We start from the raw sequence: 15,850 nt of genomic DNA, 5'->3' as shown, positions 1-15,850 counted from the left end.
GTGCTCAACCTGCCGCTGGCTCCGCTCTGGGCCCGGGCCGCTGGCTCCGCTCTGGGCCCGGGTGCTGCAGATCCCCCGCCCCTACCTCTACTCGGGGATCACGCTGTTCGCGGCGCTCGGCGTCTACGCGCTGAACTCCTCCTGGGTGGAGCTGGTCATCCTCTACCTTCTGGGCCTGCTCGGTTTCGCGATGCGCCGGTTCGGCCTGCCCATCGCCCCGGCGGTGATCGGCCTGATCCTGGGCCCGATGGCCGAGATCCAACTCCGCCGGGCCCTGGCCATCGGCGCGGGCGACGCGACGGTCCTGGTCAGGAGCCCGATCGCGGCGACGCTGCTGGTCGTCTCGCTCCTGGCGCTGTTCACCCCCCTCATCAGGAAGACGATCGCCCGTCGCGGAGCCTGACCGGCGCCGAGGGCGCTGACGTGCAAAACGGAAACGGCCGCCCGACCGTGGGAAGTCGGGCGGCCGGGCTTATCCCGGAGGGCAGGCTATTCCCGCAGGGTGTCCACCGCCGGGCCGTTGAATTTCCGGCCGTCCTCCCTGGCCAGATAGGTACACGAAACCCATCCCGTGGTGCCGGAGGGCAGCCCCGAAGCCGAACTGGCACCCAGCCGGAAGTTGCACCAGCCGTTCGTCGAGAGCGGATTGAGAATCTGACCGTAATCGCCGTGGTAGAGATAGCCGATAACCGTCGCCCCTCCCGGGCTCGATCGCAGACGCACCCCGTTGGCGATGACCACCGCGTCCACGGCAGGGAGCGCCGCCAGGGCGAAAGCACTGTTCACATGGGTCGCCTGAGCGGGGACGGCCACAACGGCCATTCCCGCGGCGGCCGTCAACGTCACGGCGGCGAATGCCAGAAACCTTTTCATTGGACGTCTTCCGATCGCGAGGTCAGGTCGTGCCGGAGTGACAGTAGGGACTGCAGTGAATACTGTGCAAGCCATCAAGAATTTCGTCAATACCTACTCGGTTTCAAAAATGTGAATTACCACATAAAAAAGGCCCCTCCGATTACTGGAATGCAAGCGACCGAAAGGACCTTCACCTCCGCTGCATGACCGAGAGGACCTTCACCTCCGCTGCATGACCGAAAGGACCTTCACCTCCGCTACACGACCGAGAGGACCAGAGCCCCGTCCCTATCCATCCACCGCAGCCCGTCCATCATGAGCCCCGGAAAGTGGTCGCCCTGGTCGACGAGGCCGGGCCCAGCAGCCGATCAAGGTTGCGGCGCGCGTGGGCGCGTACGGAGCCCCGCGAAACGGGTCGCGTCCCCGGGCCGGCCTTCGGGATCTCCGCCCACACCCGTGATGAGCCTCCCTCCGAAATCGGCGTGCCACAAGCAGGACACAAGTAACCCACAAGTGATCGTTCATAGGTTTCTCCACATGACCGGGTGCCGAAGACGGGGGCCCGGTGGCCGGTTCTCGACACCGAGGCCGGATGACCAGTGGGGGTCGCGGCGATGCGACCGAGAGGAGTGACCATGTCGAAGATCACGATCGACGACCTGCCCTTCGAGGGCGCCGAGCTGGCCGAGGCCGAACTGAGCGAGGTGTCCGGCGGCAGGTGGTCGGTCAGCGCCTGGAAGAAGGACCTGCCGTGCGAGTGGTGGCAGTACTGACCCGAGCACACGACCGTACCGCAGCGACGCGACCGAGAGGAGTGACCATGTCGAAGATCACGATCGACGACCTGCCCTTCGAGGGCGCCGAGCTGGCCGAGGCCGAACTGGGCCAGGTGTCCGGCGGTATGCCCGGGTGGGTGCTGACCTACCGCCCTGAGGGCTGTGTCCGCGAGTCCGCCAACTGATCGGGCCGCCCAACCGGCACCGAGAACCCGCCCGCCGTGAGACGGGCCGGGCCTTCGACGGACGGCGCATCGGATGAACACGGCGCGGCGGAACGGGATACCCGTTCCGCCGCGTCTTCGAGACGGGACCGGACAGTGATTCTGATCATCAGCAAGCGAGATGACGGGGCGGTCGAAAGGGTTGTGACCGCGCTCCGTCGGCGCGGCGCTCGGCTGGTGGGGCCGGACGGCGGCACGGACACCACCACGGATGGTCCCGGAACGCCGGTGCTGTGGTGGGACACCGGCGACTTCCCGGGCCGCAGCCGGATCACCGCGTCGTTCGCCGGCGGGGAGCGGCGGCTGCTGCTGGACACCGGTACGGAGACGATCGACCTGTCCCGGATCACCGCGGTCTGGCGCAGCCGGCCAAGCGCCCCCTCCGCCGCCGACACCGTGACCGAGCCGAGCCACCGCGCACACGTCGACCAGCAGGCGGAGTTCATGCTGGACGGGGTGTGGAGCCTGCTACCCGCGCGCTGGCTGCCCGGACGGCGCGCGGACGAGCGCCGCGCGCACAACAAGATCTTCCACATGGCGCGGGCGATCGAGCTGGGCTTCTCCGTACCCGACACGATGTACACCAACGACCCCGCGGGGCTGGCGGGCGCGTACGAGGCGGCGGAGGGGCGGCTGGTCGCCAAGCAGATCACCGCCGAGCCGTTCCAGGTCGACGGCGCCGAGCACCGCGCGTACACGACGGTGGTCACCCGCCGCCACCTGACCTCCCGGCACCGGATCCAGCACGAGCCGGTCATCCTGCAGCCCTACGTCCCCAAGGCGGTCGAGCTGCGGGTGATCGTCGTGGGAGAGCGGGTATTCGCCGCGGAGATCGACGTGTCGGCCTCCCGCGCGGCCAGGGACGACTGGCGGCACTACGACAACGACCGGGTCAGGTACGGCGTGCACGAGCTGCCTGCCGAGGTGGCGTCGCGCTGCGCCCGGCTGGTCGCCGACGTCGGCCTGACCTACGCGGCCCTGGACTTCATCGTCACCCCCGGCGGCGAGTACGTCTTCCTTGAGTTGAACTCCAACGGCGCGTGGGGGTTCGTCGAGCTGTGGACCGGGCTGCCCGTCAGCGACGCGATCGCGGGCTGGCTCATTGACGGAGGAACACCGTGACCGATTTCGCGAAGGCCCTGCAATCCGGGGCCTCCCTGCTACGTACGCTGCCCCGCCGCAGCGTAGGCGTCGCCGACGCCCACCGCGCGGTCGGCGAGTGGGCGGCGCGGCATCCGGAGATCCGGGCACAGCTCGTCGTCGACCGGCGCCCCGGGACCCCGGTGGTCGACTACGACCTGCTCCTCGACCATCCCGACGGCGGCACGGTCGCGCTGACCGCCCCGCCCGAGGACGGGGTGCCCTGGCTGATCGACCACTCGACGCACTGGGCTGCCGGGTACCTGGTCAGCGTCAACGACGTGGACGTGACGGTCCCCCAGGCGCTGACCATGCTGCGCTCGCTCTCCCGGCGGGACGCGTCGCCGTACCAGGAGATCGTCGACCAGTGCCTGCTCGTCGAGGCCGTCGACGAGACCGAACCGCTCACCTCCGCCGACCTCCAGGCCACGGCCGACGAGTTCCGCAGGGGCCGGGGACTGCACGACCGCGAGTCGACCCTGGCCTGGATGACCGATGCCGGTATGTCGGGTGAGCAGTTCGAGGCGTACATCACCGGGATCGCCCGCCGCCGCCGGTTCCGCCGGGACAAGGAGGCGGAACTGGCTCCGGGCCACCTGGCCGCGAACCCCGGCGACTTCGCCCGGGTCAGGGCCGTGTGGGTCACCGGCAAGGAGAAGGTGACCGCCGGCACCGCGGCCGACCTCCTCGCCGGACTGACCTCGCTCGGGGAGACGGCGCTGACCTCGCCCGGGGAAGCCGCGACGCCATCGATCGGGGAGACCGCGGTGACCTCGATCAGGGAAAGCGCGACGCCATCGATCGGGGAGACCGCGGTGACCTCGATCAGGGAAAGCGCGACGCCATCGATCGGGGAGACCGCGGTGACCTTCGCGACCCGCTGGGAGGCGGATCTGCCGGAGGCCCTGCGCGACACGGCGCCCGGCCAGGTCATCGGCCCGGTCGAGCTACCCGGCGGCGACTTCCTGACCGGTGCCGTCCTGCTCAGGAGCCCGGCCTCCGACGATCCGGAGACACTGGCCGCCGCCGGACGCGCCGCGTTCACCGGCTGGCTGGCGGAGCGCCGCGCCGCGGCCACTGTCGAGTGGCACTGGTCGTGATCGACCCGGACAGCACCCAGGCCGTCCCGGCTCCCGGCCGGCACAGGGTCAGACACTGGGAGGACACCGAGGGGTACCGTACGAGGTCCCCCTACTCGCCCCCCGCCCCCCAGCCTCAACCTCCGACGGCCGCTCCCGGCCCCCCTGCCGGAAACGGCCCCGGAAACGGCCCCGGAAACGGCCCCGGAAACGGCAAGGGTCGGTTCGCCTACCGGGAGGAGGCGCTGCGCCGGCATGTCGAGTCCCGCGCCGCCGCCCGGATGCCGCTGGTGATCAGCGGTCCGTCGTTCCTGCTGTTGTGGATCGTGGTGGCCGCCGTCCTGGCGGCAGGTGCCGTACTGGTCACGCTCGCGCTGGGAGCGGGCGGATGAGGAACCGCGTACCGGTCCTGCTGCAGAACACCGCCACCGAGTGCGGCGCGGCGTGCCTGGCCATGGTGCTCTGCCACCACGGCCAACGCACCACCCTGCACCAGGTGTCCGAACGGCTCCAGGTCGGCAGGGACGGGCTGAGCGCCAAGGCCATCGTGGAGGGTGCCCGCGAGCACGGCCTGAAGGCGCGGGCCTTCTCCCTCGCGCCCGAGGACCTGGCGCGCGTGCCGCTCCCCGCGGTCGCACACTGGGAGTTCAAGCACTTCGTGGTGGTCGAGCGCTGGGCACCCGACCGGGTGGACATCGTCGATCCCGGGCAGGGCCGCCGTCGGCTGACCACGGAGGAGTTCAGCGCCGGGTTCACCGGCGTGCTGCTGGTCTTCGAACCCGACGAGGGGTTTCACCGCGGCACGTCCTCGATGGCGAGCGCCTGGCGGCGCGAGTTCATCCGTACCCTGTTCCGGCGCCGGCGCGGCCTGCTCGCGCAGGTCATCATGGCCTCGCTGCTGCTGCAGCTGCTGGGGCTGGCCCTCCCCTTCCTCTCCCAGCTGATGATCGACAAGGTCATCCCGTCGCGGGGCACGGACCTGCTGCCCCTGCTGGGCGGAGCCGTGCTGCTGGCCGGCGTGGCCCAGTTCGTGATCGGCTACCTGCGGGCGGCGCTGCTGGTGGCGGTACGGGCCCGTGCCGACCAGGAACTCACCGAGGGGGTGATCGGCCACCTGGTGGCGCTGCCGTACCGGTACTTCGCACAGCGCGGCAAGGGCGACCTGCTGACCCGGGCCTCCAGCGTATCCACGCTGCGCGACATCCTCACCGGCCAGATCGTGGCGGCGCTGCTCGACGGCCCGCTCGCCATCGGCTACCTCGTGCTCGTGTACGTCTGGGATCCCGTCTTCGGACTGGCACTGACCGGGGTGGTCGTGTCCCAGGGGCTCCTGGTACTGGCCACCACCCGCCGAATCAACCTGCTCACCCAGCAGGAGCTGGCCGCCTTCTCCGCGTCGCAGAGCAGCCTCATCCAGGCGATCACCGGCATCGAGACGCTGAAGGCGTCCGGGGCCGAGAATCGGGCGGTGGAGCAGTGGTCGGCCCACTTCACCCAGCAGCTCAACGCCGACGTACGCAGCGGCCTCACCCAGGGCCTGCTGGAGGCCGCGCTGTCCGCGATCCGGGTGATCGCCCCACTCGGCCTGCTGTGGCTCGGCACGTGGCGGGTCCTCGACGGGCAGCTGACCGTGGGTGCGCTGATCGCGCTCAACGCCATCGCGCTCGGCGCCCTGACACCCCTGGGCTCGCTGATGACCGGCCTGCAGAGCCTGCAGCAGGCGGGCGCGCACTTCGACCGCCTGTCCGACATCCTGGCCTCCGAACCCGAGCCCAGCGAGGGCATCGAGGTACTGCGGCTGCGCGGCGCGGTGGAGTTGCGCGGCGTGGGCTTCCGGCACGACCCTCGCGGCCCGTGGGTGGTGCGGGACGTCTCGGTCTCCATCCGGCCGGGGCAGAAGGTCGCCCTGGTGGGCGCCTCGGGGTCGGGCAAGAGCACGCTGGCCAGGCTGCTGCTGACACTGCACACTCCGGTGGAGGGCGAGATCCTGTACGACGGCGTTCCGGCCTCCGAACTCAACCTGCGCACCCTGCGCCGCCAGTTCGGCGTGGTCAGCCAGGATCCCTCCCTGTTCAACGGCTCGATCCGGGAGAACATCGCGCTGAACTTCCCCGACGCGTCCCTGGAGCGGGTGGTCGCCGCGGCCGAGGTGGCGGCGCTGCACGAGGAGATCGCGGCCATGCCGATGGGGTACGAGACGATGCTGACCGACGGCGGCGGTCTCTCCGGTGGCCAGCGCCAGCGGCTCTCCCTGGCCCGCGCCATCCTGCCGCGGCCGAAGATCCTGCTGCTCGACGAGGCCACCAGCAGCCTGGACAGCGCCACCGAGGCGACCATCGAGTCCAACCTGTTCTGGCTCACCCAGACCCGGATCGTGATCGCCCACCGGCTGAGCACGATCCGGGACGCCGACCTGATCCTGGTGGTCGACTCCGGACGCGTCGTGGAACGCGGCACCCACGACGAGTTGATGGCCGCGGGCGGCAAATACGCGGAACTCGTCGCCGTCCAGGCCGCGCCGGGCTGACCTCGCCTGCTTCACGCGATACGAGACCGGCGTAAATTGATCAAAATCTCGAGGTGGCGTAGTCAAGGGGAGCGGCCCGTGGTTGCCATCCGGGCGCCCGGTGGCCCATCATGGCGGGCATGACCTATGGGAAGGGCGGCCACCGCCCCAGCCGGTGAACCCCGGCACGTGGAAGCTGGGTGACGATCCCCTCGACGATCGCCCCACCTTCCTCGCTCACGCACTCGCGATGTCCCTGCGCCACGGGCCCGGCCCGTGGCCCGAGGACGCCTACCGGCTCCCAGATGACCCGCCCCGCCGTGACCATGAGCCGTTCATCACCAGCGTCGTCATGGACGGCATCCAGAGCCACCACTTTGGTATCGAGCCCGACAACAACGCCGTCATCGAAATCGCCGACCTGATCAGCAGGCTCGTCACCGGCGACCCCGCCCGTGAAGATCTTCTGCGGCTACATGATCGGCTCGGCACCGTATCAGCACTCGGCATCGCCGACGACCTCGTCGACCAGATCCGGCGACGGCGGCTCCCCCGTGATCGAATCGGCGAAGTCGGACGGCATCTGACCGAGCACGGTACCCGGCGCGGCGCTGTCAAGATCGGCATTGTGCTGCTCGGCGCCTGTGGGGACGAGCGGGACAGGGAGCTGCTGCTCCTGCTCGGCACGCTGGAGGAGCTCACCCTGTACGCGGTGGTGGCCCTGCAGCACACTCAGCCCGACCGCCAACGTGCCGCCTACGAACTGGCCCGCCGAGTGCGGGACTGGGGCCGCATCCACGCGGTGGAACGGCTCAAGGGATGCGACGATCCACAGATCAAGGCCTGGTTGCTAAGGGATGGTTTCCGCAACGGGATCATGAACGAATACCTGGCCCACCTCGCGGCCACGACCGGCGACCTGTACTCGGCCCTGCTGGAGCCGGACATCGACGACACCCTGCTCGACGGCGCCGCGGACATCCTGGCCGCCCTGGCGCTGGGTGGTCCGGCCGAAGACATGGGCGACTACGCCGACGCCGTACCGGCCATGCATCGCTTCGCCGACCTCCTCGCCGACCGGCAGGCCACGCTCGACAGGTTGCACGCCGTGCTGAGAATCCTGGCCTTCCTGCGCGAGCCCGACGACGATTCGCCCTGGCCGCCCGACATGATCGCGCAGCTCCGCCGCCGCTACGAGGAACTCACCACCCAACCTCGGTGGAACGATCTCGTGCTGGGGTGCCTGGCCGATCCACACCATGTCGATTTCAGCCATGCGATGTGGACTGCCGACGAACTTCATCTACAGGTGGTCGAGCAGATCATCGCCCGTCTGAAGATTGATCCGCTGGATGAGTTCGCCTGGCACCACGCCATCCGGCTCGCCACCGCCGAGGAAGCCGAGCAGCTCAGCCACCTGGCCGAACGACTTCTTCCCCTGGCCGATCTGGCCAATGGGCCAGAGGACAGCCACGACATCGGCGAGGAGTACGGGCCGGATCGAGCGCTGGAGTCCATCGTGGGCGGGCTGGAAACCTTCCCCGGCATCGGGCTGGCACTGATCGACGTGGCACTGCGCAACCGGGTCACTCGGATCCGGCGCGCCGCCCTGGCCGCGTTGGCCACCTGGCCGGCCTCGGCCGTACCGGACGAGGCAAGGCACTGGATGCGGCAGGCGGCATCGGTCGAACCGCACGAGGAGACCAGAACCGAGATGATCGATTTCCTTCGACGCTGACGCTGGTCAGCAGGTCAGCTGACCAGCGGGGTGTTATCACCACACGCGCCGGACGTTGAGAGTCCGCCACTCCTGACCGGGGACCAGGCCGACGCGCTCGCCATGGGCATCGGCCACGGTCGCGTCCACGGACGTGGTGTACGAGCATCCGAATCCGGTAAGCCGGTCACGGTGGAAAAGCACGGCGTCGTCCGTGGGGAAAAGCCCGGCGAGGGTGGTGGAGTGGTTCAGGGCCGCTCGTTGGTGTCGCGTCGTGCGGGGTCGAAGGTCAAAAGCGCAGCGAGGGCAGTGGAGTGGCCCCAGGACCGCCCATCGGTACGGGTCCGCCGCAGTGCGGAAAGATTCGGGGCCGCTCCTCGCCGCTCCTCGCCGCCTTGCGCGGGGCTCTCGCCGTGCGGGGTACGAAGGTCCGCGGGGCGTTCGGTCACGGATCGCCCTCGGCCGGGTGCGGGGACGAACCGGGCCTTCCACCACGAAAAGCGGCCCACCCCGAGGGGCGGGAGCGGCGCCTTCCTTGATCTGGGTGAATCCGCACGCCCCCAGCGTGCCAACTCACCCAGATCATGGAAAATCCCCGATCGTCACCACCACGGCCCCGCCTCCACGCCCGCCATGACCCGCTTTGCCCCCTCCCGGAGCTCCGTCAGCCCGCCCCTTGTCACCCACACCCGGCCAACGCCCGCCACCACCCCGCACGATGCGTTACCGGTGAGCGGTCCCGAGCGACTCCGCCGCCCCCGCCGCGCTTTTGATCTTCAACCCCGCACGATGCGTTACCGGTGAGCGGTCCCGAGCGACTCCGCCGCCCCCGCCGCGCTTTTGATCTTCAACCCCGCACGATGCGTTACCGGTGAGCGGTCCTGAACCACTTCACCGCCCTCGCTGCGCTTTTCCCCACGTACTACGCCGCGCTTTTCAACGGCGATCAGCCAGGCGCGACGCAGGTACCGATCTCAAACACTCGTACACCACCTGCGCGGACGCGACCCGATAGCACCGCCGAGTTGCCTGCGCCCCCTTGCGGAAGCGAGTGGGCGATATGGCCTTGCGCCAGCTTTGGGGGTAGCCGCCACATCTATAAAACGTCACGGGTGCGTATCAGGTCGTTGCGGCTCCGTGCCTTTGGGTGATCTTATTGATACGGACAGCAAGCAGAAAGTCCAGCTCCGTTACGACATCGCCCGCCGTGTGGGTGGTCATGGCGATCCGTAGGTGGTCCCATCGGATATCGATGTCTGGCCGATGTTCCAGCTCGATGGCAACCTGTGCGATTTCGGCGACGGCGCGCATCGCGCTGTCGTAGTCGATCGAGTAGTTCTTGCTGATCTCGTTGGTGTCGCCGGACCAGCCGCTTGATGCCAGGCGCCGCGTAACCTCTTCGGCGGGCAGGGGGTCACGAAGACCCATGTCCACCACCTCCCTATCTCGCAAGGTTCCTACTGCGTGACATTTGCCAGCATCTCAGTCATCTCGCGTCCTTTAGCGGTTTTCACCCACGCACCCATGCGGGCTGGCATAGCGATCAGTTCCGCACGTTGGCGCACTGAGCCGGTCTGACGCAGAAGCTCGATCGCTTTGCTGGCCACTTCCGTTGCCCGTTCAGGGTCGGGAATCGCCGCGAGGGCGGCACCTTGCCGAGCCAGGAAAACCCCGATGTCACGGCGGGCCGTGGCGGGCATGGACGGAAGGATCTGATCCCAGAGGGTGACGGCGTCAGCGTTGAGTCCGAGTTGCCCGTAGCAGGTGGCTCGTTGGATCTCCACGTAGTTGGGCGTTCGGCAGGCGTTACCCCACATATGGTCATCGTCGATGTCGTCGATGAGTGTCGCGGCCTCATCCAGTAGTGCGTCGCAGCGAGTACGGTCTGCTGCCAGTGCGTACCCGTGGGCCCTTTGTTGTAGGGCGAGTACCTGTGTTTTCGGCATGAGCCCAGCCCGGTTCGACAGGGCTGCGGCGGTGAGGTCGATCACCGCGGATGCGTCACCGAGGTCTACGGCCAGCATCGCCTTGTTCGTGAGGGCATGGCTGATGAGCTGGGCGTCCTGGGCGCGATGTGCCATCTCAAGGTTGGCGTTGAGCCATAAGGCCGCCTGGTCGGTCACACCGGCGTCCTGGCACAGCCAGCCGGCGAAGGCGGCGAAGCCCGCACCGAGACGAAGCAACTCGCGTTGTACTTCGCCCTTCGCTTGGCCTGCGAGTTCGGCGATGGACTGATACTGAACCACGACGGTACCTATCAGATGGCGAGGCCCCAGGAACGCGTCGGCGGCGTAGTGGCTTAGTAGCTGAAGGCAGAAGTAGTCCACCAGCTCCGGTGCCACGTAGCGGTTAGGAGAAGCCGGGAATGCCCTGGCGAACGTGGGGATGGCGCCCGTCACCACTTGGCGCTCCTCCCGGAACAGTTCGGCTTCGGGGATGCCGAACGCTCGTGCGTACAGCACGCGGTACGGGTCGCCGGGCCGGTTGTGCCCGGCCTCGTACGCCTTGATCCGACGGATCATGGTCTCCCGAGTGGGCAGGTGGTTGCGGGTTTCCTCGTCAGCCGCCTCGACGAGTCGGCGGGCCATCTCGCGCTGGGGCCACAGCCGGTTGCGTCGCTCCTCGCGGAGTCGTACGGCCCACGCAGGGAGATCAGCGGCCATCACGTACACCTCTTCGCCGTAACTCGGGGGGAGGTTCTGTCGCCCCCAGCGTCCTCCAAACGCATCTGTGCCGAAGGGATTACGCAGCGTTGTGATGGAAGGAGATGTAACAGCAACGGGGCCCGCAGGCGCTGATACGCCGTACGGGCCCCTTGACCAGGAAGCGAGTCCTGATCCATGGCCAAGGTTAGAGCCATCCGGATCCGTTGGAACGCGGATTCCCCGCCGCTGCCGCTGGGCTGCCGCTGGTGCGGGCATGCCCCCTATGCCCATGAGGCGCGCAGCCTGCCGCATCGTCGTGACCATCTGTGGGAGCAGCCCACGTCCCAGCAGGTGTGCGCTCGGATGGCCGCGCGGCGGCTTCTGGGCCTGGGCGGTCGGCTACCGGTCACGGCGCCGTCGCGCCCGCTGAAGGTTCACCCGCCCGCCGCTCCCTCCCAGGTTCGCCCCGGACGTCACGCGCGGCCGGTGGCGGTCATCGATGCCTATGGCGGGGGCCGCTCGCCGGACACCACCTCCCCGCCCTGGCGGCGCGAGCCGTACCGGCGAGGGGTTGCGGCATGAACGCGGCCCCGAAGCGTGGCGACGCTTCCGTGAGCAGGCGCGGCGGTCTCCCTTCCCCGGTGCACGCCGCCGCGCCGCCGACCGCCGCCCGGCTCCGCGCCGAAGAACTGGTCGTCGAGTTGGATCGCGCCCATGGCATCTCGGCCGACATCCATGAGCTCCGTTCCGGCAACGCCATCGTGTCCGTCTATCGCGGGCTCCTGGCCTACAGCGACGGTGAGAACTTCTGGTGGACCAGCCCTGAGCTTGACGGATCGGGTGAGCATCTACTCAGCGCCGCCTCAGGCCCGGCCACGGCCGCCGAACGGCTCGCCGAGCACTACGAGATCCTGCGCGCCCGCCCCCTCACCACGCTGCTGGGCTGCGAGCTGCCGCTGCTGGCCGACGTGATCCTGGCAGAGCATGTCGACCCGTGCTGACGCCGACGCGGCGCTGGCCGCCGAGCAGGTACAGGCGTACGCGTACGGGTGGCTGGTCTGGTGGAGCCTGAGATACCGGCGATTCGAAGCCTGGGACTGCCGGGACGCGGCGTGTTTCCGCACCGTCCACGCGGACAGCGCCGCCGAGCTGTGGGACCGCATGCAACAGGTGGAACTCGACCTTTGGCGAACCTCGTCCCCAGGTGCCACGTGGACGACCTGGTGCGGGTCGCGGCCCGGATCGCCGAACGGCTCGGTGAGCACTATGCCGAGCCGCTGAACCCATCATGAGCAACGCGGCGGCACGGAGGGACGACTCCCGTGCCGTCGCGCCCAACTTCTCGCGAGCGGTGGTACGCAACCACGGGCCGCTCGCGGAGCTTGGACGCGATCGGATCACCCGGGCGCGAGCGCGGCTCCCGCCAGGGCGGCGGGGTTTTCACGCGGACTCCCGGAAACCCTTCGCACGGGCTCCCCGTAAAACCTTCAGCGTGAGTTCCCCGGAAACCTTACGCGCGGGCCACTCGCAGACCCTTCGCTTGAGCTCCCGGGAAACCCTACGCGCGGGTTGCCCGGAGACGCCGATTACTCGGAGACGCCGAGGCGCTCCAGGATGAGCTCCCTGGCCCGGCCCGCGTCGGCCTTGCCCCGGCTGGCCTTCATGACACCGCCGACCAGGGCGCCGACGGCGGCGACCTTGCCGTTGCGGACCTTGTCCGCCGCGTCGGCGTTACCGGCCAGGACCTGGTCGATGATCTCCATCAGCTCGCCCTCGTCGTTGACGATCTGCAGGCCGCGGGCGGCCACCACCTCGTCGGGGGAGCCCTCGCCGTTCAGCACGCCCTCCAGCACCTGGCGGGCCAGCTTGTCGTTCAGCGCTCCCCCGGCGACCATCGCGCACACCCTGGCGATCTGGTCCGGGGTGATCCGCAGCGCGCTCAGCGGGAGCCCCGCCTCGTTGGCGCGGCGGGCCAGCTCGCCCATCCACCACTTGCGGGCGTCCACCGGCGGGGCCCCGGCGGCGACCGTCGCCTCGACCAGGCCGATGGCGTCGGCGTTGTGCATGGACGTCATGTCCAGGTCGGACACGCCCCACTCCTGCTGGAGCCGCTTGCGCCGCACGCCCGGCAGCTCCGGCAGGGCCGCCTTGAGCGTGGCGACCCACGCGGGGTCGGGGGCGATCGGCACCAGGTCGGGCTCGGGGAAGTAGCGGTAGTCCTGCGCCTCCTCCTTGGACCGTCCCGAGGTGGTGGTGCCGGTGTTCTCGTGGAAGTGGCGGGTCTCCTGGATGATCCGGCCGCCGCCGGCCAGGATCGCGGCCTGGCGCTCGATCTCACCCCGTACGGAGCGCTCGACGCTGCGCAGCGAGTTGACGTTCTTGGTCTCGGTGCGGGTGCCCCACTCCGAGGAGCCACGCGGCATGAGCGAGACGTTGACGTCAAAACGCATGGAGCCCTCCTCCATGCGTACGTCCGAGACGCCGAGACCGCGCACCAGCTCGCGCAGCTCGGTACCGTAGGCGCGGGCGATCTCGGGAGCGAGCCTGTCGGTCCCCGGAATCGGCTTGGTGACGATCTCCACCAGCGGGATGCCCGCCCGGTTGTAGTCGACGATCGAGTAGTCGGCCCCGTGGATGCGACCGGTCGCGCCGCCCACATGGGTGGACTTGCCGGTGTCCTCCTCCAGGTGAACGCGCTCGATCTCGATCCGCACCGTCCTGCCGTCGACCTCGACGTCGAGGTAGCCGTCGAAACAGAGCGGCTCGTCGTACTGGCTGATCTGGTAGTTCTTCGGCATGTCCGGATAGAAATAGTTCTTCCGGGCGAAGCGGCACCATTCAGCGATGGAGCAGTTGAGCGCCAGGCCGATGCGGATCGTCGACTCGATCGCGGCGGCGTTGGCCGTCGGCAGCGAACCCGGCAGCGCCAGGCAGACCGGGCAGACGTGCGTGTTCGGCGGGGCGCCGAACGTGGTCGGGCAGCCGCAGAACATCTTCGACGCCGTACCCAGCTCGACGTGCGTCTCCAGGCCCAGCACCGGCTCGAAGCGCTCCAGCGCCTCGTCGTACGGCATCAACGTCTCAGCGCTCACTGTCGTTCACCACTCCTCGCTCGCTACGCGGAGCGCTCGTTCCTCGCGCGCCACTCCGCTCACTGCGTCGGGCTCTCTCAGCGCTCACTGTCGTTCACCACTCTCATTGTCCTCGTCATAGGTAACCAAGTCCCTTCAACGCGTTCCTCGTCTCGGCCACCCAGTTCGCGTAGGCGGGCACCTGGGCCAGGACGGCGAGATCGATGTTGCGTCCTATGTATTCGAAGTAGTCGCGGACCGGCTTGCCGCGCCGGGGAACGGTCGCGGCCAGCACCCCCGCCGGGTCGGCGATCCTCTCCACGTCGCGGGGCCGTGCGGGCAGCCCGCTGAGGTCGCTGCCGACCAGCCCCGCCCACACCGCGCGGTCGGCGAGCAGCCAGGCCTCGGTGTCACCAAGACCGATCACCGGCACCAGGTAGTGCGAGTGGTAGCGGACGCCGTCGCTACGGCGGCGCTCCCGCCCGTCGTCGTGCGTGAAGAGCAGGTGGCAGTCGGCCGCGAGCTCCTCCAGCGCGGTGACCATGTGTTCCCGGTCGTGAGAGACGATCTCCGTCTCCTCGATGTCCACCGCGTACGGTGACATCCAGGTGAGCTCGCGCAGCTGCCTGGCGATCACGATGCCGAGGAAGCCCTCGTCGGTCTCCCCCTCCGCGATGAGTCCCGGAACCAGCGGGCGGCTCATGCGGCCGCTCCCAGGTACTTGCGGACCTGCCGGGGTGAGATGAACGTGCCCGGCTCACCGTCCGGCTGGATCGGCTTGGCCACGGTCACCCGCGACACCCGGTCGTTGTCGGGGTCGACGCGGACCGCGGTGTCGAGGAACGTCAGCGCGTCCGGCTCGGTCCGGTAGACCTCCGCGACGACGATCGGGGACTGGCTGGTGAGGATCACCTGCCGCGGCGGCTCGGCACCCCCCGGCCCGGAGGTCTTCTGGCGCACCCGCCGCAGCAGCTCGCCGAGGCGCCCCGGGTGGACGCCGTTCTCGATCTCCTCCACCAGCAGCGTGCCCGGGTGGTCGGGGTCGTGCAGGGCGGTCAGCAGTCCGAGGACCCGCAGGGTGCCGTCGGACAGCAGCGTGGCCGGTACCGCTCCCTGGCCGTCGACGAGCAGGTCGAAGGAGCATTCCCTCCGGTCGGTGCGCGGCACCAGCCCGGTGACGTCGGGAAGCACCCCCGCGAGGTCGACCACGAGGTCGGCCAGCGCCTCCGTACCGGCCATCCGCCCGAGCACCGCGGCCAGGTTCGCACCGTCGGCCGCGAGCGGCCCCCGGTTGGCCGCGGGGCAGCGGCGGCGCATCGCCGCCGGGGACGGCGAGTAGCGGCGCCACGAGGAGACCGTACGGCGGGGCGTGTTCTCGGGGTCGGGGTCCTCGACCAGGAGATCCAGCAGCTCGTGCGGGATCCGCTGGGCCACGTGGCTGACGACGGCCCCGCTGGTCCTGGGGATCTTCAGCACCATCTCCGCGCCCACGTCGAACCTGACCGGCACCACGGAGCCGGGCTCCGGGGTGACCAGCGCCTCCACCGAGACGACGAACCCGCCCACGGCGGAGCCGTGGGCGACCCGGTGGAACTGCTCACCAGGCAGCCCGCGGGTCGCGCCCAGCAACCCGCCGGGGCCCTCGATCTCGGCCGCCACGAACCCCACGGCGTCGAAGAGGTTCGACTTGCCGCTCGCGTTGGGGCCCACCAGCGCGAGGAAGGGCGGCACATCGAGATCGAAGCTCAAGAAGGACTTGAACCCGTCGATCTCGATCCGAGTGATCATGCCGCCGTTCTCCCTGTCACCTGTCGCCCCCTCGCCCCGAAATCCAGAA

The 15,850-nt window shown here is 69.3% G+C and carries 17 protein-coding genes; 11 read left to right on the top strand and 6 right to left on the bottom strand.

The window, feature by feature from the left end; genetic code table 11:
• Window positions 1-61 precede the first annotated feature (61 nt).
• On the top strand, window positions 62-403 hold the full coding sequence (locus OIE13_RS01015; protein WP_326829423.1) for a tripartite tricarboxylate transporter permease: 342 nt from the start codon (window positions 62-64) through the stop codon (window positions 401-403).
• Between the two features lie 86 nt (window positions 404-489).
• On the opposite strand, the gene OIE13_RS01010 is transcribed toward OIE13_RS01015, so the two are convergent.
• Window positions 490-846 carry an SH3 domain-containing protein gene (locus OIE13_RS01010; RefSeq protein WP_326644055.1) on the bottom strand — a complete coding sequence of 119 codons (357 nt, stop codon included), beginning with the start codon at window positions 844-846 and terminating at the stop codon, window positions 490-492.
• A gap of 644 nt (window positions 847-1,490) precedes the next feature.
• On the opposite strand from OIE13_RS01010, the gene OIE13_RS01005 reads away from it, so the two are divergent.
• The 7 genes from OIE13_RS01005 (at window position 1,491) to OIE13_RS00975 (ending at window position 8,318) form a co-directional block, all read left to right on the top strand.
• Window positions 1,491-1,628, top strand: coding sequence for a putative ATP-grasp target RiPP (locus OIE13_RS01005; RefSeq protein ID WP_326644056.1), 138 nt, complete (start codon window positions 1,491-1,493; stop codon window positions 1,626-1,628).
• A gap of 47 nt (window positions 1,629-1,675) precedes the next feature.
• On the top strand, window positions 1,676-1,816 hold the full coding sequence (locus tag OIE13_RS01000) for a putative ATP-grasp target RiPP (RefSeq protein WP_326644058.1): 141 nt from the start codon (window positions 1,676-1,678) through the stop codon (window positions 1,814-1,816).
• A gap of 135 nt (window positions 1,817-1,951) precedes the next feature.
• Window positions 1,952-2,977 carry an MvdC/MvdD family ATP grasp protein gene (locus OIE13_RS00995; RefSeq protein ID WP_326644060.1) on the top strand — a complete coding sequence of 342 codons (1,026 nt, stop codon included), beginning with the start codon at window positions 1,952-1,954 and terminating at the stop codon, window positions 2,975-2,977.
• On the top strand, window positions 2,974-4,095 hold the full coding sequence (locus OIE13_RS00990; RefSeq protein ID WP_326829422.1) for a TIGR04500 family putative peptide maturation system protein: 1,122 nt from the start codon (window positions 2,974-2,976) through the stop codon (window positions 4,093-4,095). The genes OIE13_RS00995 and OIE13_RS00990 overlap by 4 nt, the downstream gene beginning before the upstream one ends.
• Window positions 4,080-4,466: a hypothetical protein gene (locus OIE13_RS00985; RefSeq protein ID WP_326829421.1), complete on the top strand. Its 387-nt coding sequence runs from the start codon at window positions 4,080-4,082 to the stop codon at window positions 4,464-4,466. Before OIE13_RS00990 ends, OIE13_RS00985 begins: the two co-directional genes overlap by 16 nt.
• Complete coding sequence (locus OIE13_RS00980; RefSeq protein ID WP_326829420.1) at window positions 4,463-6,601, top strand: peptidase domain-containing ABC transporter; 2,139 nt, start codon at window positions 4,463-4,465, stop codon at window positions 6,599-6,601. Before OIE13_RS00985 ends, OIE13_RS00980 begins: the two co-directional genes overlap by 4 nt.
• A 154-nt stretch (window positions 6,602-6,755) precedes the next feature.
• Window positions 6,756-8,318, top strand: coding sequence for a hypothetical protein (locus tag OIE13_RS00975; protein ID WP_326829419.1), 1,563 nt, complete (start codon window positions 6,756-6,758; stop codon window positions 8,316-8,318).
• 1,098 nt (window positions 8,319-9,416) lie between these two features.
• Here the strand turns inward: OIE13_RS00975 and OIE13_RS00970 are convergent.
• Window positions 9,417-9,725 (bottom strand): 4a-hydroxytetrahydrobiopterin dehydratase, encoded by a 309-nt coding sequence (locus tag OIE13_RS00970; RefSeq protein WP_326644069.1) that lies wholly within the window; start codon window positions 9,723-9,725, stop codon window positions 9,417-9,419.
• Window positions 9,726-9,754: 29 nt separating this feature from the next.
• Window positions 9,755-10,960 carry a hypothetical protein gene (locus tag OIE13_RS00965; protein WP_326829418.1) on the bottom strand — a complete coding sequence of 402 codons (1,206 nt, stop codon included), beginning with the start codon at window positions 10,958-10,960 and terminating at the stop codon, window positions 9,755-9,757.
• A 177-nt stretch (window positions 10,961-11,137) separates the two neighbouring features.
• Between OIE13_RS00965 and OIE13_RS00960 the strand changes: the two genes are divergently transcribed.
• Genes OIE13_RS00960 through OIE13_RS00950 form a run of 3 tightly spaced genes read left to right on the top strand, consistent with a single transcriptional unit; the run spans window position 11,138 to window position 12,223 of the window.
• Window positions 11,138-11,524: a hypothetical protein gene (locus tag OIE13_RS00960; RefSeq protein WP_326644073.1), complete on the top strand. Its 387-nt coding sequence runs from the start codon at window positions 11,138-11,140 to the stop codon at window positions 11,522-11,524.
• Window positions 11,521-11,943 (top strand): hypothetical protein, encoded by a 423-nt coding sequence (locus tag OIE13_RS00955; RefSeq protein WP_326644075.1) that lies wholly within the window; start codon window positions 11,521-11,523, stop codon window positions 11,941-11,943. The genes OIE13_RS00960 and OIE13_RS00955 overlap by 4 nt, the downstream gene beginning before the upstream one ends.
• A complete protein-coding gene (locus OIE13_RS00950) occupies window positions 11,927-12,223 on the top strand; it encodes a hypothetical protein (protein ID WP_326644077.1) in 297 nt (98 codons plus the stop codon). Before OIE13_RS00955 ends, OIE13_RS00950 begins: the two co-directional genes overlap by 17 nt.
• Window positions 12,224-12,528: 305 nt before the next feature.
• Here the strand turns inward: OIE13_RS00950 and gatB are convergent, their stop codons facing one another.
• The 3 genes from gatB to OIE13_RS00935 all read right to left on the bottom strand — a co-directional run bounded on the left by gatB (window position 12,529) and on the right by OIE13_RS00935 (window position 15,801).
• On the bottom strand, window positions 12,529-14,034 hold the full coding sequence (gene gatB, locus OIE13_RS00945) for an Asp-tRNA(Asn)/Glu-tRNA(Gln) amidotransferase subunit GatB (protein WP_326644079.1): 1,506 nt from the start codon (window positions 14,032-14,034) through the stop codon (window positions 12,529-12,531).
• A gap of 115 nt (window positions 14,035-14,149) precedes the next feature.
• Entirely contained in the window at window positions 14,150-14,716 is a 567-nt protein-coding gene (locus OIE13_RS00940) for a hypothetical protein (RefSeq protein WP_326644081.1), read from the bottom strand.
• The gene (locus OIE13_RS00935; RefSeq protein WP_326644082.1) at window positions 14,713-15,801 is read right to left on the bottom strand and encodes an AAA family ATPase; all 1,089 of its coding nucleotides are present in this window, start codon (window positions 15,799-15,801) and stop codon (window positions 14,713-14,715) included. The genes OIE13_RS00940 and OIE13_RS00935 overlap by 4 nt, the downstream gene beginning before the upstream one ends.
• Window positions 15,802-15,850 lie beyond the last annotated feature (49 nt).

Origin of the sequence: Streptosporangium sp. NBC_01810, assembly GCF_035917355.1 — a bacterium.
In the GTDB taxonomy this organism is placed as follows: domain Bacteria; phylum Actinomycetota; class Actinomycetes; order Streptosporangiales; family Streptosporangiaceae; genus Streptosporangium.
The sequence above is the reverse complement of the archived record's forward strand: the minus strand, read 5'-3'. Positions and strand labels throughout refer to the sequence as shown.